Origin of the sequence: Paenibacillus sp. H1-7, assembly GCF_022354825.1 — a bacterium.
Classification (GTDB): domain Bacteria; phylum Bacillota; class Bacilli; order Paenibacillales; family NBRC-103111; genus Paenibacillus_S.
The window spans coordinates 442354-468312 of record NZ_CP031168.1 but is presented as its reverse complement, the minus strand read 5'-3'; the positions used below and the strand labels follow the sequence as shown (position 1 = coordinate 468312).

At 48.8% G+C, this 25959-nt stretch carries 27 protein-coding genes and 1 other annotated feature; all 27 genes read right to left on the bottom strand.

The window, feature by feature from the left end:
- Window positions 1-15: 15 nt before the first annotated feature.
- The 27 genes from rplC to ispD all read right to left on the bottom strand — a co-directional run bounded on the left by rplC (window position 16) and on the right by ispD (window position 25920).
- On the bottom strand, window positions 16-633 hold the full coding sequence (rplC, locus tag DVH26_RS02210) for a 50S ribosomal protein L3 (RefSeq protein ID WP_239630953.1): 618 nt from the start codon (window positions 631-633) through the stop codon (window positions 16-18).
- Between the two features lie 51 nt (window positions 634-684).
- On the bottom strand, window positions 685-993 hold the full coding sequence (rpsJ, locus tag DVH26_RS02205; protein WP_005544556.1) for a 30S ribosomal protein S10: 309 nt from the start codon (window positions 991-993) through the stop codon (window positions 685-687).
- A 243-nt stretch (window positions 994-1236) separates the two neighbouring features.
- Window positions 1237-2427, bottom strand: a complete 1191-nt coding sequence (gene tuf, locus DVH26_RS02200; protein ID WP_239630952.1) for an elongation factor Tu — start codon at window positions 2425-2427, stop codon at window positions 1237-1239.
- A 33-nt stretch (window positions 2428-2460) separates the two neighbouring features.
- A complete protein-coding gene (gene fusA / locus DVH26_RS02195; protein WP_239630951.1) occupies window positions 2461-4536 on the bottom strand; it encodes an elongation factor G in 2076 nt (691 codons plus the stop codon).
- 35 nt (window positions 4537-4571) lie between these two features.
- Complete coding sequence (gene rpsG / locus DVH26_RS02190) at window positions 4572-5042, bottom strand: 30S ribosomal protein S7 (RefSeq protein ID WP_239630950.1); 471 nt, start codon at window positions 5040-5042, stop codon at window positions 4572-4574.
- 44 nt (window positions 5043-5086) lie between these two features.
- Complete coding sequence (gene rpsL, locus DVH26_RS02185; protein WP_239630949.1) at window positions 5087-5506, bottom strand: 30S ribosomal protein S12; 420 nt, start codon at window positions 5504-5506, stop codon at window positions 5087-5089.
- A gap of 129 nt (window positions 5507-5635) precedes the next feature.
- The gene (locus DVH26_RS02180; protein WP_239630948.1) at window positions 5636-5887 is read right to left on the bottom strand and encodes a ribosomal L7Ae/L30e/S12e/Gadd45 family protein; all 252 of its coding nucleotides are present in this window, start codon (window positions 5885-5887) and stop codon (window positions 5636-5638) included.
- Window positions 5888-6036: 149 nt separating this feature from the next.
- On the bottom strand, window positions 6037-9660 hold the full coding sequence (gene rpoC / locus DVH26_RS02175) for a DNA-directed RNA polymerase subunit beta' (RefSeq protein WP_275590443.1): 3624 nt from the start codon (window positions 9658-9660) through the stop codon (window positions 6037-6039).
- Between the two features lie 166 nt (window positions 9661-9826).
- Window positions 9827-13363 carry a DNA-directed RNA polymerase subunit beta gene (rpoB, locus tag DVH26_RS02170; protein ID WP_239630947.1) on the bottom strand — a complete coding sequence of 1179 codons (3537 nt, stop codon included), beginning with the start codon at window positions 13361-13363 and terminating at the stop codon, window positions 9827-9829.
- Window positions 13364-13691: 328 nt separating this feature from the next.
- On the bottom strand, window positions 13692-14288 hold the full coding sequence (locus tag DVH26_RS02165) for a class I SAM-dependent methyltransferase (protein ID WP_239635257.1): 597 nt from the start codon (window positions 14286-14288) through the stop codon (window positions 13692-13694).
- 133 nt (window positions 14289-14421) lie between these two features.
- Window positions 14422-14787 carry a 50S ribosomal protein L7/L12 gene (gene rplL, locus DVH26_RS02160; protein WP_239630946.1) on the bottom strand — a complete coding sequence of 122 codons (366 nt, stop codon included), beginning with the start codon at window positions 14785-14787 and terminating at the stop codon, window positions 14422-14424.
- A gap of 53 nt (window positions 14788-14840) precedes the next feature.
- Complete coding sequence (gene rplJ / locus DVH26_RS02155; protein WP_239630945.1) at window positions 14841-15347, bottom strand: 50S ribosomal protein L10; 507 nt, start codon at window positions 15345-15347, stop codon at window positions 14841-14843.
- A 149-nt stretch (window positions 15348-15496) separates the two neighbouring features.
- Window positions 15497-15645: a sequence feature (ribosomal protein L10 leader region), on the bottom strand.
- A gap of 54 nt (window positions 15646-15699) precedes the next feature.
- A complete protein-coding gene (gene rplA, locus DVH26_RS02150) occupies window positions 15700-16392 on the bottom strand; it encodes a 50S ribosomal protein L1 (RefSeq protein ID WP_239630944.1) in 693 nt (230 codons plus the stop codon).
- Between the two features lie 205 nt (window positions 16393-16597).
- Window positions 16598-17023: a 50S ribosomal protein L11 gene (rplK, locus tag DVH26_RS02145; RefSeq protein WP_028552028.1), complete on the bottom strand. Its 426-nt coding sequence runs from the start codon at window positions 17021-17023 to the stop codon at window positions 16598-16600.
- Window positions 17024-17065: 42 nt separating this feature from the next.
- Window positions 17066-17599 (bottom strand): transcription termination/antitermination protein NusG, encoded by a 534-nt coding sequence (gene nusG / locus DVH26_RS02140; RefSeq protein WP_239630943.1) that lies wholly within the window; start codon window positions 17597-17599, stop codon window positions 17066-17068.
- Window positions 17600-17627: 28 nt separating this feature from the next.
- Window positions 17628-17840 (bottom strand): preprotein translocase subunit SecE, encoded by a 213-nt coding sequence (secE, locus tag DVH26_RS02135; RefSeq protein WP_239630942.1) that lies wholly within the window; start codon window positions 17838-17840, stop codon window positions 17628-17630.
- Window positions 17841-17857: 17 nt separating this feature from the next.
- A complete protein-coding gene (gene rpmG / locus DVH26_RS02130) occupies window positions 17858-18007 on the bottom strand; it encodes a 50S ribosomal protein L33 (RefSeq protein WP_079914997.1) in 150 nt (49 codons plus the stop codon).
- 269 nt (window positions 18008-18276) lie between these two features.
- Complete coding sequence (gene sigH / locus DVH26_RS02125; protein ID WP_239630941.1) at window positions 18277-18921, bottom strand: RNA polymerase sporulation sigma factor SigH; 645 nt, start codon at window positions 18919-18921, stop codon at window positions 18277-18279.
- 126 nt (window positions 18922-19047) lie between these two features.
- Window positions 19048-19563 carry an NYN domain-containing protein gene (locus tag DVH26_RS02120; RefSeq protein WP_239630940.1) on the bottom strand — a complete coding sequence of 172 codons (516 nt, stop codon included), beginning with the start codon at window positions 19561-19563 and terminating at the stop codon, window positions 19048-19050.
- A gap of 11 nt (window positions 19564-19574) precedes the next feature.
- Window positions 19575-20315: a 23S rRNA (guanosine(2251)-2'-O)-methyltransferase RlmB gene (gene rlmB / locus DVH26_RS02115; protein ID WP_239630939.1), complete on the bottom strand. Its 741-nt coding sequence runs from the start codon at window positions 20313-20315 to the stop codon at window positions 19575-19577.
- A 70-nt stretch (window positions 20316-20385) separates the two neighbouring features.
- On the bottom strand, window positions 20386-20817 hold the full coding sequence (locus tag DVH26_RS02110; protein ID WP_239630938.1) for a Mini-ribonuclease 3: 432 nt from the start codon (window positions 20815-20817) through the stop codon (window positions 20386-20388).
- The gene (gene cysS, locus DVH26_RS02105) at window positions 20814-22211 is read right to left on the bottom strand and encodes a cysteine--tRNA ligase (RefSeq protein WP_239630937.1); all 1398 of its coding nucleotides are present in this window, start codon (window positions 22209-22211) and stop codon (window positions 20814-20816) included. The genes DVH26_RS02110 and cysS overlap by 4 nt, the downstream gene beginning before the upstream one ends.
- Window positions 22192-22851 (bottom strand): serine O-acetyltransferase, encoded by a 660-nt coding sequence (cysE, locus tag DVH26_RS02100; RefSeq protein WP_481857597.1) that lies wholly within the window; start codon window positions 22849-22851, stop codon window positions 22192-22194. The genes cysS and cysE overlap by 20 nt, the downstream gene beginning before the upstream one ends.
- Window positions 22852-22928: 77 nt before the next feature.
- Window positions 22929-23102 carry a hypothetical protein gene (locus DVH26_RS02095; protein ID WP_239630935.1) on the bottom strand — a complete coding sequence of 58 codons (174 nt, stop codon included), beginning with the start codon at window positions 23100-23102 and terminating at the stop codon, window positions 22929-22931.
- Between the two features lie 133 nt (window positions 23103-23235).
- Window positions 23236-24690, bottom strand: coding sequence for a glutamate--tRNA ligase (gene gltX / locus DVH26_RS02090; RefSeq protein ID WP_239630934.1), 1455 nt, complete (start codon window positions 24688-24690; stop codon window positions 23236-23238).
- A 43-nt stretch (window positions 24691-24733) separates the two neighbouring features.
- Complete coding sequence (gene ispF, locus DVH26_RS02085) at window positions 24734-25219, bottom strand: 2-C-methyl-D-erythritol 2,4-cyclodiphosphate synthase (protein WP_239630933.1); 486 nt, start codon at window positions 25217-25219, stop codon at window positions 24734-24736.
- The gene (gene ispD, locus DVH26_RS02080) at window positions 25216-25920 is read right to left on the bottom strand and encodes a 2-C-methyl-D-erythritol 4-phosphate cytidylyltransferase (protein WP_239630932.1); all 705 of its coding nucleotides are present in this window, start codon (window positions 25918-25920) and stop codon (window positions 25216-25218) included. Before ispD ends, ispF begins: the two co-directional genes overlap by 4 nt.
- Window positions 25921-25959 lie beyond the last annotated feature (39 nt).

Genomic DNA, 25959 nt, shown 5'->3' with positions numbered 1-25959 from the left:
CCTTTCTTGCTTTACTTATTTCTTAACCGTAGATTTCACGCTAACGTAGCTGTTTTTAGCACCTGGGATGGAGCCTTTAACCAAGATTACATTGCGATCTGTATCCACTTTAATGACTTCAAGGTTTTGCAATGTTACGGTTTCGCTACCCATATGTCCTGGCAGGTTTTTACCTTTAGGAACGCGGTTAGCTTGGATCGAACCCATGGAACCTGGACCGCGGTGATAACGGGAACCGTGAGCCATTGGACCTGTGGATTGGTTATGTCTTTTGATAACACCTTGGAACCCTTTACCTTTGGAAGTACCTGTTACGTCAACGAATTCGCCTGCTGTGAACAAGTCAGCTTTAATCTCTTGGCCAACTTCATACTCAGTCATTCCGCGAAACTCTTTTACGTAGCGCTTAGGTGTTGCGCCTGCTTTCTTCGCATGGCCCAACTCAGGTTTGTTAGCATTCTTTTCTTTCTTATCTTCAAAGCCGATTTGGATGGACTCGTAACCGTCGTTCTCCACGTCCTTCTTTTGAAGTACAGTACAAGGACCAGCTTGGATAACTGTTACTGGAATAACCAAACCTTCTGGAGTAAATACTTGAGTCATCCCAAGCTTTTTCCCTAAGATACCTTTCATCGTTGACACCTCGTTTCTTCTTATACGTTCATTTATTTATACACATGTGAATTACAGTTTGATTTCGATGTCCACACCGGACGGCAGATCCAAACGCATCAAAGCATCTACTGTTTGCGGCGTTGGGTTAACAATATCGATCAAGCGCTTATGTGTGCGCATTTCGAATTGTTCGCGAGAGTCTTTGTATTTGTGAACCGCACGAAGAATCGTAATGATTTGTTTCTCCGTAGGCAGCGGAATCGGACCAGATACACCTGCACCGGAACGTTTCGCAGTTTCTACAATTTTCTCAGCGGATTGATCCAGAATTCTGTGATCATAAGCCTTCAAACGAATACGAATTTTTTGCTTTGCCATAGTATTCCCTCCTTCTATCGCCCAATTTAGTATCGGACATACTCAGTGAAAATCTCCTGACGCCGCCCCTATGGCAAAGGGGCCGGGTGTGTCAGCAACCTCTCACGTCATCGCAACGTCACAGACCAACGTTCACTATTATATAAAAACCAGAAACAAAAAGCAAGTAAATCTTTATGCATTTGTCTAAAAAAATAAATCCCCTCATCTTATAGAAGATGAAGGGATTATTGGAATCAACAATTACTTGCTGATTGTAGCAACCGCGCCCGCACCAACAGTACGTCCGCCTTCACGAATCGCAAAACGAGTACCTTCTTCGATAGCGATTGGAGCGATCAGTTCAACTGTAACTGTGATGTTGTCGCCAGGCATAACCATTTCAGTACCTTCTGGAAGGTTGATGATACCTGTAACGTCAGTTGTACGGAAGTAGAACTGTGGACGGTAGCCTGTGAAGAAAGGCTTATGACGGCCACCCTCTTCTTTAGTCAAAACGTAGATTTGAGCAGAGAAGTTAGTGTGAGGCTTAACGGAACCCGTTTTAGCCAATACTTGTCCACGCTCGATATCTTTACGGTCTACACCGCGAAGCAATGCGCCGATGTTGTCGCCCGCTTGAGCGGAATCCAACAATTTGCGGAACATCTCAACGCCTGTAACTACGCATTTGCGAGTTTCTTCAGCCAAACCAACGATTTCAACCTCGTCTTGTACTTTAACAGTACCACGCTCTACACGACCGGTAGCAACTGTACCACGACCAGTGATGGAGAATACGTCCTCGACAGGCATCAAGAAAGGCTTGTCAGTGTCGCGCTCTGGAGTTGGGATGTAAGTATCGATTTGCTCGAACAGCTCAACGATTTTGTCAGCCCATGCTCCGTCTGGATTTTGAAGAGCTTCACGAGCAGCACCACGAACGATTGGAGTATCGTCGCCTGGGAACTCATATTCGTTCAGAAGGTCGCGAACTTCCATTTCAACCAGCTCAAGAAGTTCTTCGTCTTCTACCATGTCGCATTTGTTCAAGAATACTACGATGTAAGGAACGCCTACTTGACGGGACAACAGGATGTGCTCGCGAGTTTGTGGCATTGGGCCGTCAGCTGCGGATACAACCAGGATTGCGCCGTCCATTTGAGCAGCACCAGTGATCATGTTTTTAACATAGTCAGCGTGGCCTGGGCAGTCTACGTGTGCGTAGTGACGGTTAGGAGTTTCATATTCAACGTGTGCAGTGGAGATAGTGATACCGCGCTCACGCTCTTCTGGAGCTTTGTCGATTTGGTCGAAAGCTACCGCTGCGCCACCGTATCTTTTGGACAATACAGTTGTGATAGCAGCAGTCAAAGTTGTTTTACCGTGGTCAACGTGACCGATGGTACCGATGTTAACATGGGGTTTATTACGTTCGAATTTAGCTTTTGCCATGGTTAGATTGCCTCCTTAAATAGACATTTATTATTAGGCGCCTTTGTTCTTTGCAACGATTTCTTCTGCAATGGACTTAGGCACTTCTTCATAGTGGGAAATTTCCATAGAGTAAACACCGCGACCTTGAGTACGGGAACGCAAAGTAGTGGAGTATCCGAACATCTCGGAAAGAGGTACTTTGGCACGGATGATTTGTGCTCCGTGACGAGCATCCATTCCTTCGATGCGTCCGCGGCGGGAGTTCAGGTCGCCCATTACGTCGCCCATGTACTCTTCCGGTACGGTTACTTCTACTTTCATGATCGGCTCAAGCAATGCCGGACGGCATTTCTCAGCAGCAGCTTTCAGAGCCATGGAACCGGCAATTTTAAACGCCATCTCACTGGAGTCAACATCATGGTAGGAACCGTCAACGACAGTTGCCTTAATGTCAACCAGAGGGAAGCCAGCGTATACGCCGTTCTTCATGGATTCTTCAATACCTGCTTGGATCGGAGCGATATATTCTCTAGGAATAGATCCACCCACGATTTTGCTCTCAAACTGGAATCCAGTACCAGCTTCAAGCGGTTCGAACTCAACCCAACAATGTCCGTATTGACCACGGCCACCGGATTGGCGAACGAATTTACCTTCAACTTTAGCCGCTTGACGGAATGTTTCACGGTAAGCAACCTGTGGTTTACCCACGTTGGTTTCTACCTTGAACTCGCGAAGCATACGGTCAACCAGAATCTCCAGGTGAAGCTCACCCATACCGGCGATAATCGTTTGACCTGTTTCTTCGTCCGTATGTGCACGGAAAGTAGGGTCTTCTTCGGAAAGCTTTTGCAAAGCGATACCCATTTTGTCTTGGTCAGCCTTAGTTTTCGGCTCAACCGCAAGCTGGATAACCGGCTCAGGGAAGTTCATGGACTCCAGGATAACCGGATTTTTCTCGTCACATAGCGTGTCGCCTGTCGTAGTATCTTTCAGACCGACGGCAGCTGCAATGTCACCAGAGTATACAATACTGATTTCTTGACGGCTGTTAGCATGCATTTGCAGAATCCGACCGATTCTTTCACGCTTGCCTTTTGTGGAGTTGATAACGTAAGATCCGGAGTTCAAGATACCGGAGTATACGCGGAAGAACGTCAATTTACCAACAAACGGATCCGTCATGATCTTGAACGCAAGAGCAGCGAACGGTTGATCGTCAGCAGATTTACGAACGACTTCCGTACCGTCATCCAAAGTTCCTTTGATGTCAGGAACATCGATAGGAGCCGGCAAATAATCCACAACTGCGTCAATCATCAATTGAACGCCTTTGTTGCGGTACGAGGAACCACAAACAACAGGGAAGATTTTCACTTGGCAAACACCACGGCGCAGCGCTGCTTTGAGCTCTTCAACCGTAATTTCTTCACCCTCGAGGTATTTCATTGTAAGCTCTTCATCAAGCTCAGCAACTTTTTCCACGAGTTCAAGACGAAGCTCTTCCACTTTGTCTTTGTATTCAGCAGGAATTTCGGTTTGCTCGATGTCTTTGCCCAAATCATCTTTATACATGTAGGCAACTTGTTCAACCAAATCGATAATTCCGATGAAATCACTTTCAGCACCGATTGGCAATTGGATAGCAACTGCATTTGCGCCAAGTCTTTCGCGCATTTGATCAATTACTCCCAAGTAATCCGCACCGATGATGTCCATTTTGTTTACGTATGCAATACGAGGAACTCCGTAACGGTCAGCTTGACGCCAAACTGTCTCGGATTGAGGCTCAACGCCTTCCTTCGCACTGAACACACCAACTGCTCCATCCAACACGCGCAGGGAACGTTCAACTTCAACGGTGAAGTCAACGTGACCCGGGGTATCGATAATATTGATGCGGTGACCTTTCCAAGCAGCTGTAGTAGCGGCGGAAGTAATCGTAATCCCGCGCTCCTGCTCTTGCTCCATCCAGTCCATAGTCGCTGCACCTTCGTGCACCTCACCGATTTTGTGAGTACGGCCTGTATAGAACAAGATACGCTCGGTAGTCGTCGTTTTACCCGCATCAATATGCGCCATAATCCCGATATTACGCGTATCTTTCAAGGAGAACTCTCTAGCCATTAGGTTGTCTCCTTCCTATTATCAGGAATGTAATTTTACCAACGATAGTGTGCGAACGCTTTGTTGGCTTCAGCCATTTTGTGCGTATCTTCACGTTTCTTAACGGAAGCACCTGTGTTGTTGCTGGCATCGATAATTTCTTGAGCCAATCTTTCTTCCATCGTTTTCTCACCGCGAAGGCGAGAATAGTTTACCAACCAACGAAGACCCAAAGTCGTACGACGCTCTGGTCTAACTTCGATAGGTACTTGATAGTTGGCACCACCAACACGACGGGCTTTAACTTCAAGAACAGGCATGATGTTTTTGATGGCTGCTTCAAACACTTCCATCGGCTCTTTGCCTGTACGTTCTTGAATCAGATTGAAAGCATTATAGAGAATTGTCTGAGCGACACCTCTTTTGCCATCGATCATAATACGGTTGATCAAACGAGTTACCAGCTTGCTATTATAAATAGGATCTGGCAATACGTCTCTGCGAGTAACTGGACCTTTACGAGGCATAGTTATCCCCCTTTCTCAAAAAGTTCATTCTATTTTAGATCAAATTACTTTTTCACTTTCGGACGTTTCGTACCGTACTTCGAACGAGCTTGCATACGGTTGTTAACACCGGATGTATCCAAAGCGCCGCGAACGATATGGTAACGTACCCCTGGAAGGTCTTTTACCCGTCCACCACGAATCAATACAACGCTGTGCTCTTGCAGGTTATGTCCGATACCCGGAATGTAAGCAGTAACCTCTACACGGTTAGTCAAACGTACACGGGCATATTTACGAAGGGCGGAGTTCGGTTTCTTCGGTGTCATTGTACCTACACGAGTACATACACCGCGCTTTTGAGGAGCGCTCAGGTCTGTAGCTTCTCTTTTCAGAGCGTTAAAACCTTTTTGAAGAGCCGGGGATTTCGATTTATCCACCTTCGCTTGACGTCCTTTACGAACGAGTTGGTTAATTGTTGGCATGTCGCCACCTCCTTCCAAAATGGTTGACTTTAATTTTTAAGCCCACAGATCCAGGCGAATCGTAAATGAACAAATGAAAAGTTTTTGCCATCATCACATCGCTGTTTTGTTGACAAAAACATGCTTACATCATTCATCTACTACAGCTGCCATCGCAGCTCCAACTTCAATACCACACGCCTTACCTAGCAACTTCATGGAATCAACGTATGTTACTTTAACCCCCATTTTCTTGCAGAGGTTAACCATTTTTATCGTTATTCGCGGATCTGCATCGTTAGCAACAAAAACTTCGCTGGCTTTACCCAACTCTACCATTCTTGTCGCTTGCTTCGTACCTATGATAATGTTTGCTGCCTGTTTCACTTTTTCATAAGACATGAAAGCATCCTCCAAAGGAAAATGGCACACTTCGATATATTAGCATCCGGATTCCACCGTGTCAAGAAAATTGCTTGTCTTCACAAAAAGAAAATATTTGTCATCTCTCTTCGTGAAGACAAGCGTTTAACAGCCTTCCTTGCGGCGGTTTATTCTACCGATACAGGCTCCATCTCTAACGACTGATCCTCATCGGCTTCCAGCTCATTCGGGTTGGTAATACGGATATTGCGGTATCTGGACATTCCCGTACCTGCAGGAATCAGCTTACCGATGATGACATTTTCCTTCAAGCCAAGCAGCTGGTCGACTTTGCCCTTGATAGCGGCATCGGTCAATACGCGAGTTGTCTCTTGGAAGGATGCCGCGGACAAGAACGAATCCGTCTCGAGCGATGCTTTCGTAATACCGAGGAGCACCGGTCTGGCAACGGCCGGCTCTTCGCCTGCGAACAACGCCACCTTGTTAGCTTCTTCATATTCATGCATGTCAACGAACGATCCAGGAAGCAGCGTGGTATCTCCAGCGTCAACGATACGGATTTTACGAAGCATTTGGCGAACCATAACTTCGATATGCTTATCGTTGATTTCAACGCCCTGGTTACGATAAACGCGCTGTACTTCTTGAAGAATGTAGTTTTGTACCCCGCGGATACCTTTAATACGCAGCATTTCTTTAGGATCGATGGAGCCTTCCGTCAATTCGTCGCCGGCTTCGACTTGCTGGTTCACCGACACACGAATACGGGATCCGTAAGGAACGGCGTATACTTTGGATTCCGCTTCGCCCAACACTTCAATCTCGCGGCGGTCTTTAGCTTCACGAATATCTTTGACGGTACCGTCGATTTCCGTGATAATCGCTTGACCTTTCGGATTTCTGGCTTCGAACAGCTCCTGGATACGCGGCAAACCTTGGGTAATATCGTCTCCCGCAACGCCCCCGGTATGGAACGTACGCATCGTCAGCTGTGTTCCCGGTTCCCCGATGGACTGAGCCGCGATAATACCTACAGCTTCACCGATTTCCACGTGCTGGCCTGTGGCCAGGTTACGTCCGTAACATTTTTTGCACACGCCATGTCTGGAGCGGCAGCTGAGTACGGAACGAATTTGCAGTTTTTCAATACCGGCAGCAATGATTTGGTCGGCAATGTTCGCTTCGATAAGCTCATTGCGTCCAACAATGGTTTCACCGGTTTTCGGATCACGGATCGTTTCAAAAGCATAGCGTCCTTCAATACGATCGTACAGATCCTCGATGACCTCTTTACCGTCCTGAATTCGGCTCACAATGAAGCCTTTATCCGTACCGCAGTCCTCGTCGCGAACGATAACGTCTTGCGCAACGTCTACGAGACGTCGAGTCAAGTAACCGGAGTCCGCCGTACGAAGCGCCGTATCCGCAAGACCTTTACGAGCACCGTGAGTGGAGATAAAGTACTCCAATACGGTAAGACCTTCACGGAAGTTCGATTTGATCGGCAATTCGTAGATACGACCCGTCGGTGTCGCCATCAGACCGCGCATACCGCCAAGCTGTGTAATCTGCGATTTGTTACCCCGTGCTTTGGACTCCACCATCATGTTAATGGAGTTGTACTTATCCAGCGATTTCATCAAAATGTCCGTGATTTCATCCTTCGTTTTACTCCAGATGGAAATAACGCGGTCATAACGTTCGTCGTCGGTAATCAAGCCGCGGCGGTATTGATTTGTAATGACGTTAACCTTTTCTTCGGACTCTCTCAGCAATGCATCCTTCTCAGGCGGTACCGTAACGTCCGAAACGGCGATGGTAATACCGGCTTTCGTAGAATACGTGAAGCCAAGCTCCTTGATGCGGTCCAAAATAACCGACGTCAAGGTAGTATGATATTTGCGGAAGCACTCCGCAATGATAGTTCCCAAATACTCTTTGCCTACCGCTTTGCACTCAGGCAAATCTTCCATCACTTTGCGGAGATCGGCGCCTTTTTCAAATACAAAGTATTTGTCGGAAGCTCCGTTCAGCAAGTTCGCCTTAGTTGGCTCGTTGATGAAAGGGAAATCGGCAGGATAAATTTCATTGAAAATAACCTTACCGATCGTCGTGATCAGCATAGCTTCCTGCTGTTCAGGCGTGAAGCTTGTTTTGTTAAGGACCTTCGCCGGAATGGCGATCCGTGCATGCAAGGAAGCGGCTCCGCGTTGGTACAAGGAAACGGCTTCGGCCACGGAACGAACGATCGACAAAGCGCCTTTGGCGAATTTGTTATCGGTAGTCAAATAGAAACTGCCGAGAACCATATCCTGGGAAGGCGTTACGACCGGCTTGCCGTCTTTCGGGTTCAGGATGTTGCCGGATGCAAGCATAAGGACGCGAGCTTCCGCCTGAGCCTCGGAGGACAACGGTACGTGCACGGCCATTTGGTCACCGTCAAAGTCTGCGTTGTACGCCGTACATACGAGCGGATGCAGCTTGATGGCGCGGCCTTCAACCAAAATCGGTTCGAACGCCTGGATACCCAAACGGTGAAGCGTAGGAGCACGGTTCAGCAGTACCGGATGTTCCTTGATAACTTCCTCCAGCACATCCCATACTTCAGGGCTTACGCGTTCTACTTTACGCTTGGCGCTCTTGATGTTATGAGCCAAACCTTTATTTACAAGCTCTTTCATAACGAAAGGCTTAAACAATTCCAAAGCCATTTCTTTCGGAAGACCGCATTGATACATTTTGAGGCTCGGTCCTACAACGATAACCGAACGTCCGGAGTAGTCAACGCGCTTACCGAGCAGGTTTTGACGGAAACGGCCTTGTTTACCCTTCAGCATATGGCTCAAGGATTTCAGAGGACGGTTACCAGGACCTGTTACCGGACGGCCGCGGCGGCCGTTATCGATCAAGGCGTCAACCGCTTCCTGCAGCATCCGCTTCTCGTTCTGAACGATAATATCCGGCGCTCCAAGATCAAGCAAACGTTTCAGACGGTTGTTCCGGTTAATAACACGGCGGTACAAATCGTTCAAGTCGGACGTAGCGAAACGGCCGCCATCCAATTGAACCATCGGACGAAGCTCCGGAGGAATAACCGGAAGCACGTCAAGAACCATCCACTCCGGCATATTTTTCGAGTTCCGGAATGCTTCCATTACTTCAAGACGCTTAATGGCACGATTACGGCGCTGACCTTGAGCTGTCTTAAGCTCTTCCTTCAACGTTTCCACTTCTTTGTCGATATCGATGTCTTGAAGCAGCTTTTTGACTGCTTCCGCACCCATACCGGCTTGGAATGCGTAGCCGTACTTCTCGCGGTAGCTGCGGTATTCTTTCTCGGACAGCAGCTGTTTTTTCTCCAGAGGTGTATCTCCTGGATCCGTAACAACATAGGATGCAAAATAGATGATCTCTTCGAGGGAACGAGGAGACATATCGAGAGCCAAGCCCATACGGCTCGGAATCCCTTTGAAATACCAAATATGCGATACAGGAGCAGCAAGCTCGATGTGACCCATGCGCTCACGACGGACTTTTTGACGTGTAACTTCGACGCCGCAGCGGTCGCAAACTACGCCTTTATAACGAACGCGCTTGTATTTACCGCAATGACATTCCCAGTCTTTTGTCGGTCCAAAAATCTTTTCACAAAACAAGCCTTCTTTTTCCGGCTTTAATGTTCTGTAGTTGATGGTTTCCGGCTTCTTTACTTCCCCGCGGGACCAAGAACGGATCTTCTCCGGAGAGGCTAAGCCAATTTTCATAAATTCGAAGTTGTTAACGTCCATCAAGGAGCAACCCTCCTTAAAGTTTTGTGGAACAAAACTGCATCGTACGCATAAAGCCTCTTACGAGGCTATAGAATGAACAAACCGGGAATCAGGCGATGCGCCTAAGGAGGAAGCAGCTTCCACCTCTTCATGCACCACCCGACTTCTAACGGTCTTACGAATTGCGTTATTCTACACCTAACTCCGTGCCTTCGAGATTGAGATTCAGCTTGTCGCTTGTAACCTCATCTTCGTCGTCCATTTCCTTCATTTCGATCTCTTGCTCGTCTCCGGACAAGATCTTCACGTCCATGCCCAAGCTTTGAAGCTCTTTAATCAATACTTTAAAGGATTCAGGAACGCCTGGCTCAGGAACGTTCTCCCCTTTGACAATCGACTCGTAAGTCTTAACGCGGCCAACCACGTCATCGGACTTCACTGTCAAGATCTCTTGCAGCGTATAGGCTGCTCCATATGCCTCGAGAGCCCATACCTCCATCTCCCCGAAACGCTGCCCGCCGAACTGAGCTTTACCGCCCAGAGGCTGCTGTGTAACGAGAGAGTATGGACCCGTGGAACGAGCATGGATTTTATCATCAACCATGTGCGCCAGTTTGATCATGTACATGACACCTACGGTAACTTCACGTTCAAACGGCTCGCCTGTACGGCCATCATACAGCATTGTTTTACCGCTGCGGTTCATACCGGCTTCTTCCATCGTATCAAATACGTCGTACTCGCGTGCGCCGTCAAATACCGGCGTTGCGGTATGGATACCGAGCAGGTTCGCCGCCATACCCAAATGCACTTCAAATGCCTGACCGATGTTCATCCGGGAAGGAACACCCAGCGGGTTCAGTACAACCTGTACCGGCGTACCGTCCGGCAGGAACGGCATGTCCTCTTCCGGCAGGATTCTTGCGATAACCCCTTTGTTACCGTGACGGCCGGCCATTTTATCGCCCTCGGAAATTTTCCGTTTTTGCGCGATATAGACACGAACCAGTTGATTTACCCCAGGAGGAAGCTCATCGCCGTTCTCACGGGTAAATACTTTGACATCTACAACAATACCATCGGTACCATGCGGTACGCGGAGGGAAGTGTCGCGAACTTCGCGGGCTTTCTCACCGAAAATCGCGTGCAGCAAGCGCTCTTCCGCTGTAAGCTCCGTAACCCCTTTAGGCGTTACTTTACCTACGAGAATATCGCCGGCACCAATTTCCGCACCGACACGAATAATACCGCGCTCGTCCAGATTCTTCAGCGCATCTTCGCCCACGTTCGGGATATCGCGCGTAATTTCCTCAGGACCCAGCTTCGTATCACGTGCTTCGGACTCGTATTCCTCGATATGAATGGATGTGTATACATCCTCTTTAACCAGCTTCTCACTTAGAAGAATAGCATCCTCGTAGTTGTAGCCCTCCCAAGTCATGAACGCTACGACCACGTTACGTCCTAGTGCCAATTCTCCCATTTCCGTGGAAGGACCGTCAGCCAAAATATCGCCGACACGCACTTTCTCGCCTTTATGGCAAATTGGACGCTGGTTAATGCACGTTCCTTGGTTGGAACGCATAAACTTATGCAGCTTGTGCTTCACCAAATCTCCGTTAACCAGCTTGCCGTCAACTACAGCTTGGCGGCGGACCCAAATCTCATTGGCGGATACGCGCTCTACCACACCGTCTACTTTGGATACGATACATACGCCGGAGTCTTTCGCAGCCTTATGCTCCATCCCCGTACCTACGACAGGCGCTTTAGGAATAAGCAATGGAACGGCTTGCCGCTGCATGTTCGAACCCATCAAGGCGCGGTTGGAGTCGTCATTTTCCAGGAACGGAATCAACGCTGTCGCAACGGACACAACCTGTTTTGGCGATACGTCCATATAGTCAACGCGATCTTTCGGAAGCGTCAAAATATCGTCTTTGTAACGAACGATTACGGAATCGTTGGCAAAAAGGCCTTCCTCCGTCAAATCGGCATTCGCCTGCGCAACGACGTAGTTATCTTCCTCGTCCGCTGTCAAATATGCGATTTGCTCTGTAACGATCCCCGTCTTAGGATCAACCCAACGGTAAGGAGCTTCAATGAAGCCATACTCGTTGATTCTCGCAAAAGTAGAGAGAGAGTTGATCAAACCGATGTTCGGACCCTCCGGAGTCTCGATAGGACACATACGGCCATAGTGAGAGTGATGCACGTCGCGGACTTCAAAGCCTGCGCGCTCTCTCGTCAAACCGCCCGGTCCCAAGGCAGACAAACGACGTTTATGCGTCAGCTCGGCCAAAGGATTCGTCTGGTCCATAAACTGAGACAGCTGGGAGCTTCCGAAGAACTCTTTAATCGATGCGATAACAGGTCTAATATTGATCAGAGCCTGCGGAGTGATAACATTGGCGTCCTGAATGGACATCCGCTCGCGCACTACGCGCTCCATACGGGACAACCCGATACGGAACTGGTTCTGCAGCAGCTCGCCTACAGAGCGCAAGCGTCTGTTGCCAAGATGGTCAATATCATCCGTGCTGCCAATACCGTGCAGAAGATTAATAAAGTAGTTGATAGATGAAATGATATCTGCAGGCGTGATGTTTTTAACGGATTTATCGATTTTACCGTTCGCGATGACTTTTACGATTTTACCGTCTTCGATAGGAGAGTACACGTTAATGCATTGGAAAGGGATATGCTCCATTTCCGTTACACCGTTAACAGCCGTATATTCCTTGAAGCCTACGCCGTCTTCCAAATGCGGAATGATTTCGTCGAGCAAGCGGCGATCCAGCAGTTGGCCGGCTTCCGCAATAATCTCTCCGGTACTCGTATCCACCAATGTTTCAGCCAAACGCTGGTTGAAGAGGCGGTTTTTGATGTGAAGCTTTTTGTTGATTTTGTAACGTCCCACGTTAGCCAAATCATAACGCTTTGGATCGAAGAAACGAGCGACCAGCAAGCTTCTTGCATTATCCAGCGTAGGCGGTTCGCCTGGACGCAAGCGTTCGTAGATCTCGATCAACGCTTTATCCGTCGAATCCGTGTTGTCTTTATCCAGTGTATTGCGGATGTACTCATCGTCACCCAGCAGATCCAAAATCTCTGCATCCGTACCGAAGCCCAACGCTCTCAACAATACGGTAACAGGGATTTTCCGTGTGCGGTCAATCCGGACATAAATGATGTCCTTTGCATCCGTCTCTAACTCAAGCCAAGCGCCGCGGTTAGGAATAACGGTTGCCGTATATGTTTTCTTGCCGTTTTTGTCCACTTTCGTGCTAAAATAGACGCTAGGAGATCGAACCAGCTGACTGACGATAACCCGTTCGGCACCATTGATAATAAAAGTCCCCGTTTCCGTCATCAGAGGGAAATCTCCCATAAATACTTCCTGCTCTTTGACCTCGCCGGTTTCCTTATTGATCAAGCGCACTTTCACACGAAGTGGAGCTGCGTAAGTAACGTCGCGTTCTTTGGATTCATCGACGGAGTACTTAGGTTCGCCTAAGCTGTAATCGATAAACTCCAACACCAAGTTCCCCGTGAAATCTTGAATCGGGGAAATATCCTGAAACATTTCACGCAATCCTTCTTCCAAAAACCACTCATATGATTTTTGTTGGATCTCAATCAGGTTCGGAACCTCCAGAACCTCATGAATCCGAGCGTATGACCTGCGTTTGCGTCGACCTAATTGAACAAGATGACCCGCCAACTTTGATTCACCCCTCATGTCTACTCAATAGAACAAAATAAAAGCCTCTCCTGAAGCCTTCTCGAGTAAATACTGTTGAAGTGATACTTCTTTTGGAAGCTTCTAAATGCATCAACTTTCATGTTACCATAATTTTCTTCATACCTTGTAGGTTTTACCTAAAATTTAAACATTATACGTCGAATGCCTAAACTTTATTCATCCTGGTACGAAAAAAATGTCTTGACATTTTAGTAAACTAAAGACATAGTTACCTACCCTAATGCTGACATTTTATAATAATATCACATACGAAATGTCAAGTCAACAAAATTGTATTTCAATCCACTTATTTCACGGCTTTAATGATTCGGTAGCCTTTATCCTTGCCGATCTCGCTCACTTTGGAGTATAAACTCTCCAGCTTGGCGAATGCAGTCGGCGCGCCCTGCTTCTTCTGAATGACAATCCACAGTGAGCCTCCCGGGTGCAAGACCTCATAGGCTTGTTCAAATATGCGATGCACGGTTTCCTTGCCTGCCCGGATCGGCGGATTCGTCAGTACAACATCAAACCTCCGCTCCATTACTTCGGACAGCATGTCGCTTTGCAAGATTTCAACGTTCGTTATGCCGTTTCTCTCCGCATTTTGTCGAGACAGCTCAATCGCTCTCTCATTGATATCCACCATAGTCACTTTCCCTTGCGGGATCACGCTAGCCGCCGCAAGTCCGATAGGTCCGTAACCGCAGCCCACATCCAAAACACTAGCGCCTTCGGGCAGCTCCATCGCGGCAATCAAAGCCTTCGATCCGTAATCCACCCCCTTTTTGGAAAAGACCCCCGCATCCGTTACAAAGGTAAATTTACGGCCTACCAGCGTCTCTTCGACCCTATGTACGTCATGCGCCGCGGTCGGATTTTTAGAATAATAATGCTCGCTTATTGCAATCACCTCCAGGAATGTATTTTCGCGGTGACTATCTGCTATTGGCCTATTACCTCAACTTCGGCTTCACTAGCAGATAAAGAAGACCCCTTGAAGGTAAGATCTCCAAGGGGTCTGTTGACAACTTTAATTATTTCACTTCTACAGATGCGCCAGCTTCTTCAAGCTTAGCTTTAACTGCTTCTGCGTCTTCTTTGCCCACTTTTTCTTTGATTGGCTTAGGTGCGCCGTCAACCAGATCTTTAGCTTCTTTCAAGCCAAGGCCAGTGATTTCACGAACAACTTTGATAACGTTGATTTTGGAAGCGCCAGCGTTAGTCAGAATTACGTCGAATTCTGTTTGCTCAGCAACTTCAGCAGCGCCGCCGCCGCCAGCTACTACTGCTACAGGAGCTGCTGCAGTAACGCCGAATTCTTCTTCGATTGCTTTAACAAGATCGTTCAATTCCAAAACTGTCATGCCTTTGATGGCTTCCAAGATTTGCTCTTTACTCATGGTATATATACCTCCAGTTATTTGTGTTTTTGGGTAATCAACTACAAAGCTTATTAAGCTTCTTGTGCGCCGTCTTTTTCTGCCACAGCTTTAACCGCAAGGGCGAAGTTGCGAACAGGAGCTTGGAGCACGCTGAGCAACATGGACAGCAAACCTTCTCTGGAAGGAAGCTCTGCCAGTGCTTTGATTTGGTCGAAATCAACTACTTTACCTTCAACCACACCTGCTTTTACGCTAAGATGTTCGTTTTTCTTTGCAAAAGCCGTCAAGATTTTTGCAGGAGCTACGACATCGTCTTTGCTGAATGCGATAGCCGTTGGACCAGTTAAGTACTCATCCAGTGCACTAAGTTCAGCATTCGCAGTTGCACGTCTTGCCAAAGTGTTTTTCAATACTTGGAACTCAACGCCCGCTTCGCGCAGTTGTTTACGCAGCTCAGTTACTTGAGCAACGTTCAATCCACGGTAGTCTGCGACGATTGTACAAGAGCTTTCTTTCAGCTTTTCTGCTACTTCTGCAACTTGCTGAGATTTTTGCTCAAGAATTTTCGCGTTTGCCATTTTTGCACCTCCTAAGTGCTTCCGTAAGGAAGCATTCTTCGTAAGCATTAGCTTGTTTTCGCTAGAAAACATATCGTGATTCACTTATCTCGTAAACAATCCGTTAGCATTCCGTTACACGTTCTATCGGAAGTGCCGCGGAGGCATCCGCTAAAAGCAAAAATGCCTCCGCAGACACTGCGAAGGCATGATGATTCGTTATCTTTGCAACCAAAGAATCCGATCTTATATCATAACACCTCGGCAGGAAATTAAGCTCGAAAGCACCTGCTGTCTACGGTAAGTCATATTCGTTTGTCAACTTAGATAGGTTAGCATGTGTGACCGCAAAAGTCAACAGCCAAACTTAACCTTATCTGAAGGTTTGAGCGTTTACGCGCGCGCCAGGACCCATGGTCGAGGAAACAGCGATGTTTTTCAGGTATACACCTTTAGCAGCCGCAGGCTTCGCTCTGTTCAAAGCATCGATCAATGCGCGGAAGTTGTCAGCCAGCTTCTCAGCATCAAAGGAAACTTTACCGATAGGAGCATGGATTTGACCAGCCTTATCCAAGCGGTATTCGATTTTACCAGCCTTGATCTCTTGAACCGCCTTCGCTACATCAAATGTAACGGTACCGGCTTTAGGGTTAGGCATCAAACCTTTACCACCCAAGATACGGCCCAGCTTACCCACTTCACTCATCATGTCCGGAGTAGCTACGCACACATCAAAGTCGAACCAGCCTTGCTGGATCTTGTTGATCATGTCTTGATCGCCTACGAAGTCAGCGCCAGCAGCTTCCGCTTCTTTAGCCTTCTCCCCTTTAGCAAATACAAGAACACGCTTAGTTTTACCAGTTCCGTGCGGTAATACAACAACGCCACGAACAGCCTGGTCTTGCTTTCTTGGGTCTACGCCCAAACGAACTGCTACTTCAACGGTTTCGTCGAATTTTGCAGTCGCTGCTTTTTTTACAAGCTCGATAGCTTCCAACGGCTCGTAAACCGCTTCAGTATCGATCAGCTTTGCAGCTTCCAAATACTTTTTACCGTGTTTTGGCACTTTGTTTTCCTCCTATGTGGTATTAGCGGAATATCCTCCCACTGGTAGTGCAACCGTTGCTTAGGCGAAGCTAAGTCGGTCTTCACTGGTAGTGCAACTGTTACTTTATGCAAAGCAAAAGTCAGTTGTCACTTCGGTTGTGCAACCGTTACATCACGCGAAGCGATGCCAGTTGTCACGTCAGCCCCTTGCAGAGCAAAATAAATTAGTCCTCGATAACTACGCCCATGGAGCGAGCAGTACCTTCGATCATGCGCATTGCAGCCTCAACGGATGCAGCGTTCAAATCAGGCATTTTTTGCTCGGCAATTTCACGAACCGTTGCACGTTTAACAGTAGCAACTTTCTTTTTGTTAGGTTCGCCGGAACCTTTTTCGATTTTTGCAGCAACACGCAGCAATACAGCAGCCGGTGGAGTTTTGCAAATAAACGTGAAGGAGCGGTCCTCGAATACTGTGATTTCAACAGGAATAATCAAACCCGCTTGATCAGCTGTACGAGCGTTGAACTCTTTACAAAAAGCCATGATGTTAACACCTGCTTGACCGAGAGCCGGACCGATTGGTGGAGCCGGATTCGCTTTACCAGCAGGTACTTGCAGTTTAACAATCTTAATAACCTTTTTCGCCATTGTGTGACACCCCCTTGTACGTAGTGTGGCGGTACCTCGCTATTACAGCTTCTCCACCTGATGGAAATCCAATTCTACAGGCGTTTCACGACCGAACATGTTCACATGAACCTTCAGCTTCGCCTTATCGACAAGAATTTCTTCTACGGATCCGACAAAGTTAGCGAACGGCCCAACTTTCACACGAACGGTTTCCTTCAGATCGAAGTCGATCTTCGGCTTCGGCTCCTCGATACCCATGTGTTTGAGAATGGCATCCACTTCCTCAGGAAGCAGCGCAGTCGGTTTCGAGCCGGACCCCGTCGAACCTACAAACCCGGTTACGCCAGGCGTATTGCGCACAACATACCACGAATCATCGGTCTGGATCATTTCGACCAGAACGTAGCCCGGATACACTTTACGCATTACCGTCTTTTTCTTGCCGTCCTTGTTCACAAGTTCTTCTTCCATCGGCACGAGAACACGAAAGATTTTGTCCTTCATATCCATCGATTCAACGCGTTTTTCCAAGTTTGCCTTAACTTTGTTCTCATACCCGGAATAGGTATGTACTACGTACCATCTTTTTTCCATTTCCATATTAGCCACCTATGCTCCCGCTTTATTTAAAAACAAGGCGAAGCAGCTCAGAAATACCCAAATCAAGGACGTAGAAGTAAACTGTCGTAAAGGCAACCGTAAAGAGAACAACGAGCGTGTAGCTGATCAATTCTTTACGACTTGGCCACTTCACTTTTTTCAATTCGGACCAGCTGTCCGCAAAAAAAGAAAACGTGTTGCCGAATCCCTGCTTCATTCTAGCCAAAAAGGACACAACTACACCTCCAAAAACTACCTAGTTTCGCGATGAGCGGTATGTTCATTGCAAAACTTGCAAAACTTCTTCAACTCCATGCGGTCTGGATGGTTGCGCTTATTTTTATTGGACGTATAGTTTCTTTGCTTGCAGTTCGTGCACGCTAATGTGATAATAACCCGCATGATGTACACCTCCTACGGACCAGCCTCAAATTTTTACCTTAAACCTTAAAGGTTCAGCAAAAAAAACGCCTTACAGTTTTAAGGCTACCTATGTACTTTAGCACAGCCCGATATGGGTGTCAAGGGAAACCTAGCACTACCATAACCGCTCATCGGCTTTTGCGTATAAGTGCTAGTATTAACATGGCAAAGTCAAGGTAAACCTCAAATATCCGATAATTTATACAAAAAAAATAAAGCACCCCTCTATATGAGCCTGGGTGCACGTACTATGCGTCTCGAACTTCCAAATATCGTTCCAGCTTTCGTTTCACACGCTGCAAAGCGTTGTCAATCGACTTGACATGACGGTCCAAGTCCACCGCAATCTCCTGATAGGAACGGCCGTCTAAATAAAGCATCAGCACTCTTCGTTCCAGGTCGCTCAAGATCTCTCCCATCTTGTCTTCCAAACCGCTGAATTCCTCTTGATTAATGATCAGCTCTTCCGGATCCGTAACACGGGAACCGCAGATGACATCAAGGAGCGTACGGTCTGAATCTTCATCATAAATGGGCTTGTCCAAAGAAACGTACGAATTAAGAGGAATATGCTTCTGGCGCGTGGCGGTCTTAATGGCCGTAATGATTTGACGAGTGATGCAAAGCTCTGCAAAAGCCTTAAAGGACGCGAGTTTGTCTCCACGAAAGTCCCGGATCGATTTATATAAACCTATCATACCTTCTTGTACGATATCTTCTCTGTCTGCTCCTATTAGAAAATAAGAGCGCGCTTTGGCGCGAACGAAGTTCTTGTACTTGTTAATCAAGTACTCCAATGCGTCGCTGTCACCTTCGCGAACCGCATCGACAATGTCTTCATCTGCCTTGAGGTCATATTCGTACATTCTCAGTTCTTTGAGGTCGACACTCACCGACAATCCCTCCGGCCTAGCAAGACTACGATTTTTATTACCCTTGAAAGATAGGATAAGTATACATTATGTAATCTGTTATCGTCAACCAAATTCCAGATAGGAAAATGCCGCTAACCCTGAATTCTACTGGCCTCTCCGCCATTTTTCGAACAGATCCCGCATCTCGCCGGTCAGTTTGCTGTCGAACGTATTGCGCTTGCCGGTGGGCTCATCCTCAATTTTATGCCGGATATCCCGCTTCGACTGCTTCATCTTGATCAAGAGCTCGCTCGCGGGCACGCGAAAGGCCCCTTTACCAAAAATCACATGCTGCTCCGTCATGTCGGACGTGGCTACGTAAATTTGCCGGCGGCGGCCGATATTTTCGGTTACCAGCCGCTCGATCAGCTCATCTGCGGTTTCTTTTTCCTTCGTATAATACACGCGCAGCTTGCTTTGCGTATACTTTCCTCCAAGGCCAGGAACATAGTAGGCGTCGAAAACGAGGAGCACCTTGGTCCCCGAGAACGACTGGTACTCCGCAAGCTGCTCGATCAACCGGTCCCGCGCATCCTCCAGGCTGATATCCTTAAGCTTTTGCAGCTCGGGCCAAGCACCGATAATGTTGTATCCGTCGACAATCAGGATTTCCTGGATCATTGGCTAGCTCTTTATTTCGCGGACAAACGCTGGCGGACGACTTCATACATAAAGACGGACGCCGCCACCGACGCGTTCAAAGAATTGATGTGCCCGAACATCGGAAGCTTCAGCAGAAAGTCGCATTTTTCTTTTATGAGGCGGCCCATTCCCTTATTCTCGTTCCCTATAACGAGCGCGAGGGGCATATTCAGGTTCGTTTGGTACAGCGGCTGCGGCGCGGCCACATCGGTTCCGGCGACCCAAACGCCCTGCTCCTTCAGCTGCTCGATCGTTTGCGCCAAATTCGTAACGCGGGCGACACGGACATATTCTACGGCGCCTGCCGATGTTTTGGACACGGTAGCGGTGAGACCGACCGAACGCCGCTTCGGAATAATGACGCCGTGCACCCCCGTACAGTCCGCCGTCCGGAGAATGGAGCCCAGATTATGAGGATCCTCGATTTCATCCAAAATGAGGATGAACGGCTCCTCGTTGCGGCTCCGGGCATATTCAAGAATGTCGTCCACTTCCACATAATCGTAAGCGGCTACCTGGGCAACGACACCTTGATGCTGCACATTCTCGACCATTTGGTCCAGCTTGCGCTTATCCGCGGTTTGAACGATAACCCCTTGCTGCTTCGCTTCGGCGATTATCGGCTGGGTCAGCTGCTTTTGCGCATTTTCCGCAATCCAAATTTTGTTGATGGTTCTTCCCGAACGTAGAGCCTCAAGCACTGAATGCTTGCCGGCGATAAAATCTTCCATTGCATGTCTCTCCTTATCAAGGCAATCCAAAGGTTGCGCTTGGCTTCCTGGTTTCGGCTTCCGCCGGTGCTCAAGCTTCGTTTTGTTCAATGGATACCATGAGCAAATATTGAAGCCGCTCGAATTGCTTCGTGTAATATAAATAGCCGATCAGACTCTCGAACGCCGTACTATGACGGTATTCCAATACGTCTGCGTTTTTGGCCGTTGTTCCCGATTTGGCGTTGCGTCCCCGTCTCACGATGTCAGTCTCTTCTTCGGTAAGAAGCGGCATCCACACTTGCAGCGATTTGGCCTGGGCTTTGGCCGATACGTACTTCGTCGACAACCGGTGAAGATGATTGGGCCGGTGATTAGCCTGAGAAATGACGTACTGCCTGATAAACACCTCGTATACCGCATCGCCGATATAAGCAAGCACAATCGGATTCAGCTGCTTCGGGTCTTTGGCCGGCGGGAAACAGAACAGGTCCGAGTCCAAGGAAAACGGTTCCTTCATCATTTCCTCCGCCAGCGGATACCTTGCGCCGTGTCCTCCAGCAAAATGCCGCGTTCTGTCAGCAAGTCGCGGATCTCGTCGGCACGGGCCCATTGCTTCGCCTTGCGCGCTTCTGTCCGTTCGATGATCAGCTGCTCGATCTCCTCATCCAGAAGCTCTTCCTCCGCTTTGGTCAGTATGCCCAATATGCGATCCATCGTTTCAAAGCTCTCCAGCAAGAAGGACAGTGTTCCGCGAGTGACCTGCTCCTGCTGCACATAAGGGTTGGCGATATTAACCAGCTCGAATACGGCAGTTACCGCATCCGGCGTATTGAAGTCATCTTCCATCTTGCTCTCGAACAGGTGTTTTACCGCTTCAACCGCTTGGGTGATCTCTGCTGAAGCTTCTCCCTCCGGAGCGTTAGCAAGACGGTGCTTGATGTTGGCAATACAGTTCTCAATCCGGGTCAAGCCGTTCTTCGCTTGTTCGATCGTCTCGTCGCTGAAGTTCAGCGGATTGCGGTAGTGAGCCGACAGCATAAAGTAACGGATGACTTGCGGGCTGATCGTTTTCAACAGCTGGTTTACGTTGACGCCGTTGCCAAGCGATTTGGACATTTTCTCGTTGTTGATATTGATGTAGCCGTTATGCATCCAGTAATTGGCCATCGGGTGGCCGGTCAAACATTCGGACTGCGCGATTTCGCACTCGTGGTGCGGAAACTGCAGGTCCTGGCCGCCCCCGTGAATATCGATCGTCTCGCCCAAATATTTGCGCACCATGGCGGAGCATTCAATATGCCAGCCCGGTCTTCCTTCCCCCCATGGACTAGACCAGGAAATTTCGCCCGGCTTGGCGCCCTTCCACAATACGAAATCCTGCGGATTCTCTTTGCGGTCGTCCACCTCTACACGGATGCCGAACTGGAGCTCCTCCAGGTTTTGCTGGGAGAGCTTTCCGTATTCCGCAAACTTTGTTGTACGGAAATAGACGTCTCCGCCGTTTTCGTAAGCGTAGCCCTTCTCTACCAAGCCTTCGATAAAGGCGATGATCTCATCGATATTTTCCGTAACGCGAGGATTCAGCGTCGCTTTATGAACGCCCAAGCCTTCCGTATCCTCGTAAAACTTCTGAATGAACGTATCGGCCACTTCCGGCACTGTCGTTCCCATTTGCGCCGCTTTTTTGATCAGCTTATCATCGACATCCGTGAAGTTGACGACGTAATTGACCTCATAGCCTGCATGCTCCAGGTAGCGCCGTACCACATCAAAAAAGATCACCGGCCGCGCATTGCCGATATGAATATAATCGTATACGGTCGGACCGCAAACGTACATTTTCACTTTGCCCGGCTCAATGGTCTTGAATTCTTCCTTTGTGCGGGTCAGCGTATTATAAATTTTTAGCGCCATGCTCGTGAACGCCTCCGTTCTTAGACTGTAAATCTTGAACCGTTTGCTTCAGTTCGTCAATTTGCTGCTGCATTTGCCGAAACATATCAATGACTGGATCCGGCAGGTTATTGTGATCCAGCTTGCCTATACGAACACCATCACGCTTCACGATCATGCCCGGGATCCCCACTACCGTGCTGTTCGGCGGAACTTCCTTCAGCACTACCGCATTCGAACCGATCCGTGAGTTGTCGCCTACCGTAAAGGAGCCAAGCACTTTGGCGCCGGAGGAAATAACGACGTTGTTCCCTATGGTAGGATGCCGCTTACCCTTCTCTTTCCCGGTACCGCCTAATGTTACTCCTTGATACAGTACGACATCGTTGCCGATTTCACAAGTTTCCCCAATAATAACCCCCATGCCGTGGTCGATAAAAAACCGTCTGCCGATGACGGCTCCGGGATGAATTTCAATTCCGGTCATAAAGCGGCTGAATTGGGAAACCATCCTTGCGGACGTGAACCATCCTCTCTTATAAAGCCAGTGCCCCACCCGGTGCGCCCATAGGGCGTGCAGTCCGGAATAAGTAAAGGCTACTTCAAACCAGCTTCGGGCTGCGGGGTCGTTTTCGAAAATCGTCTCGATGTCTTCTTTCATGTACTTAAACAAGATGAATCACCTGCTTTCTCCCCATCATCAATTTCCCACAAATGAAGCAAATATAAAAAACGCCCCTACAGCCATAACGGCTGCAGAGGCGTGAAAGTGCGCGGTTCCACTCTGCTTTGGACCCAGTTCTCGTCCATCTCGTCGTTCGTAACGTGAACGTGTTCGGTACGACTACCCTGCTTCCGTTCCGAAACGGACAACAGCTCGTCGATACGGCTCCCAGGTGCATTTCCAATCAACGGGAATGGACAACTTCCAGCCCAGGCCCTCGCGAGCCCGGTTGCCCTCTCTGTAAATCCCAGCTTAATCGTACTCTCCTGTTCAACGCCTCGTGTTATTAATGTTACTTAGTATAACGAAAAACCTTACGGTTTACAATAACTTCTTCAGCCGTGCAACGACCTTTTCCTTGCCCAGCAAGTACAGGCTCATATTCAGATCGGGACCGTGCATTTGCCCTGTCAGGGCAACTCGGATCGGCATAAAGAGCTGCTTGCCTTTATAGCCCGTATCCTTCTGAACGGCCTTCAGCATAGCTGGGATCGACTCTACGGCGAACGACTCCGCCTGCTCCACCTGCTGCAGAAAAGCTCCCAGCACCGCAGGAACGAACTCCTCGGAGAGTACCGCTTTCGCTTCGTCGTCTTCACACGAAACCTCGTCCTGGAAGAACAGCTCGGACAGCGGAACGATTTCCGCCGCATAATTCATCCGGTCCTGATTTAAGCCCACCAGACGGCTTACCCATTCCTGCTGCTCCGCCGTAAGTTCAGCGGAAATGCGGCCTGCTTTTTGCAGGTGAGGCACTGCCAGCTCTACAACGCGGGACAAGTCCGCTTTTTTCAAATATTGGTTATTCATCCAGTTGAGCTTGTCCATATCGAACACGGCCGGACTCTTCGACAACCGGTCAAGATCGAATTGGGCGATCAGCTCTTCCTTCGTGAATATTTCTTCCTCGCCTTTAGGCGACCAGCCTAGCAGCGTAATGAAATTAAGCACCGCTTCCGGCAAATAGCCAAGCTCCCGGTACTGCTCGATAAACTGAATGATCGATTCGTCGCGCTTGCTCATCTTTTTGCGGTCCTGGTTCAAAATCAGCGCCAAATGGGCAAATTCAGGAACAGCCAGTCCCAACGCTTCATACATCAAGATCTGTCTCGGCGTATTGGACAAATGCTCTTCTCCGCGAATAACAAGCGTAATATTCATCAGATGATCATCGAGAATCACGGCAAAGTTGTAGGTCGGGATCCCGTCAGGGCGCACGATAATGAAATCGCCGATACCGTTCGATTCGAACTCTACGTGCTCGCGGATGCGGTCCTCGAATGCGATAATCTTGTCGGCCGGAACGCGGAAGCGAGTCGACGGCTTGCGTCCCTCCGCTTCAAACTGTGCAATCTGCTCCGGTGTCAAATGACGGCATCTGCCGGAATATCGCGGCATTTCGCCTTTAGCTTCCTGCTCTGCCCGCTCCTGCTCCAAGTCGGCCTCCGAGCAATAGCAATGGTATGCATGACCATCACGAAGCATTTGCTCCACGAAAGGGCGATACAAATCCAAACGCTCGGTTTGCCGGTAAGGGCCGAACGGACCGCCGACATCGACGCTCTCGTCCCAATCCAGGCCAAGCCATTTCAAACCGTCCAGTTGGCTGCCGATTCCGGATTCCATATGACGCGTTTGATCCGTATCCTCGAACCGGATAATGAATTGACCGTTATTTTTGCGAGCTATCAAATAATTGAATAATGCCGTACGGGCGCCGCCGATATGCAAATGGCCGGTCGGGCTTGGCGCGTATCTTACGCGAAATGGTGTCATAGCTGCCGCTCCTCTCTTGTTTCAAAAAACCGCCAAATTGAATTTATGATAGCACATCTTGAATCAAACAAACAACCGATTGCGCAGCGATTCCTTCGCCCCGTCCGGTAAAGCCGAGCTGCTCGGTCGTCGTAGCCTTCACGTTAACTTGCGACGGGTCCGCTTCCAAAGCTTCCGCTATGCGCTGAACCATTGCCGGGATGTAAGGAGCCATCTTCGGCTTCTGGGCAATGATCGTCGAATCGATATTGCCGAGCTTATATCCCGCTTCCTTAGCCAGCTTCCATACATCGAGCAGCAGCTTGTAGCTGTCGGCGTCTTTAAATTCCGCGGACGTATCCGGAAAATGCTTGCCAATATCGCCAAGCCCGAGCGCCCCCAATATGGCGTCGCTAATCGCATGCAGCAGCACATCGGCATCCGAATGGCCGAGAAGCCCTTTCTCATACGGAATGTCTACCCCGCCGATAATGCACTTTCTTCCTTCCACCAGCTGGTGTACGTCGAATCCTTGTCCCACTCGAATCATCGTTTGTCCTCTCCCCTGACATTCTGTAGTATCCATTGCGCCCAAGGCAAATCTTCCGGTGTCGTTATTTTGATATTGTAGTAATCCGCCTCGACGACCTGGACCGGCGTGCCGATCCTCTCGACCAGCATGGCGTCGTCGGTCCCAAGGAATGCGTCCTTCTCCGCCTGCTGGTAAGCGTTCAGCAGCAAAGAAAGACGAAAAGCTTGTGGGGTTTGAATCGCCCACAAGCTGCGCCGGTCCGGGGTCGATTGGATCGTCCCACTCGGATCGACTACCTTGATCGTATCTTTGACCGGCACGGCAAGCACGGCGGCCTCAGTCTCCATCACCTTGCGCCAGCACGCGATAACATGCTCCTCCGCGGCAAAAGGCCGGACGCCGTCATGCACCATCACCCATTCGACGCTGCCTTCCAGCTGCTGAAGCCCTTTGTATACGGAGTCTTGACGCTCCTTGCCGCCGGCGACGATATGCCGCACCTTCGTAAGGCGGTATTGCTCCACATAGCCGCGGCAGCGCTCCACGTCCTCTGTTCCGGTTACGAGAACGATGGTGTCGACCTCCGCAATCCGCTCGAACAATGCCAATGTATGTACAAGAATCGGTTTGCCGTTCAAGTGCAAATATTGTTTGCTTTCTTTCGTGCCCATACGCGAGCCTTTGCCCGCGGCTACAATCACTACTCCCAGCTGATTCATGCCTTCACCTACTACCTGCTTCTATGCCGCCGGAAATGA

Coding starts and splice junctions, on each gene's coding strand:
- fusA (WP_239630951.1), bottom strand. CDS start 4,536: ATGGCTAGAGAGTTCTCCTTGAAAGATACGCGTAATATCGGGATTATG.
- rplK (WP_028552028.1), bottom strand. CDS start 17,023: ATGGCGAAAAAGGTTATTAAGATTGTTAAACTGCAAGTACCTGCTGGT.
- ispF (WP_239630933.1), bottom strand. CDS start 25,219: ATGATTCGAGTGGGACAAGGATTCGACGTACACCAGCTGGTGGAAGGA.
- rplC (WP_239630953.1), bottom strand. CDS start 633: ATGAAAGGTATCTTAGGGAAAAAGCTTGGGATGACTCAAGTATTTACT.
- tuf (WP_239630952.1), bottom strand. CDS start 2,427: ATGGCAAAAGCTAAATTCGAACGTAATAAACCCCATGTTAACATCGGT.
- rplJ (WP_239630945.1), bottom strand. CDS start 15,347: ATGGCAAACGCGAAAATTCTTGAGCAAAAATCTCAGCAAGTTGCAGAA.
- nusG (WP_239630943.1), bottom strand. CDS start 17,599: ATGGAAAAAAGATGGTACGTAGTACATACCTATTCCGGGTATGAGAAC.
- DVH26_RS02110 (WP_239630938.1), bottom strand. CDS start 20,817: ATGATGAAGGAACCGTTTTCCTTGGACTCGGACCTGTTCTGTTTCCCG.
- rlmB (WP_239630939.1), bottom strand. CDS start 20,315: ATGGAAGATTTTATCGCCGGCAAGCATTCAGTGCTTGAGGCTCTACGT.
- ispD (WP_239630932.1), bottom strand. CDS start 25,920: ATGAATCAGCTGGGAGTAGTGATTGTAGCCGCGGGCAAAGGCTCGCGT.
- rpsL (WP_239630949.1), bottom strand. CDS start 5,506: ATGCCAACAATTAACCAACTCGTTCGTAAAGGACGTCAAGCGAAGGTG.
- rpsG (WP_239630950.1), bottom strand. CDS start 5,042: ATGCCTCGTAAAGGTCCAGTTACTCGCAGAGACGTATTGCCAGATCCT.
- rpsJ (WP_005544556.1), bottom strand. CDS start 993: ATGGCAAAGCAAAAAATTCGTATTCGTTTGAAGGCTTATGATCACAGA.
- DVH26_RS02180 (WP_239630948.1), bottom strand. CDS start 5,887: ATGTCTTATGAAAAAGTGAAACAGGCAGCAAACATTATCATAGGTACG.
- cysE (WP_481857597.1), bottom strand. CDS start 22,851: ATGAAAGAAGACATCGAGACGATTTTCGAAAACGACCCCGCAGCCCGA.
- rpmG (WP_079914997.1), bottom strand. CDS start 18,007: ATGCGGGTTATTATCACATTAGCGTGCACGAACTGCAAGCAAAGAAAC.
- rplL (WP_239630946.1), bottom strand. CDS start 14,787: ATGAGTAAAGAGCAAATCTTGGAAGCCATCAAAGGCATGACAGTTTTG.
- cysS (WP_239630937.1), bottom strand. CDS start 22,211: ATGGCGCTAAAAATTTATAATACGCTGACCCGCACAAAGGAAGAATTC.
- gltX (WP_239630934.1), bottom strand. CDS start 24,690: ATGACACCATTTCGCGTAAGATACGCGCCAAGCCCGACCGGCCATTTG.
- DVH26_RS02120 (WP_239630940.1), bottom strand. CDS start 19,563: ATGATCCAGGAAATCCTGATTGTCGACGGATACAACATTATCGGTGCT.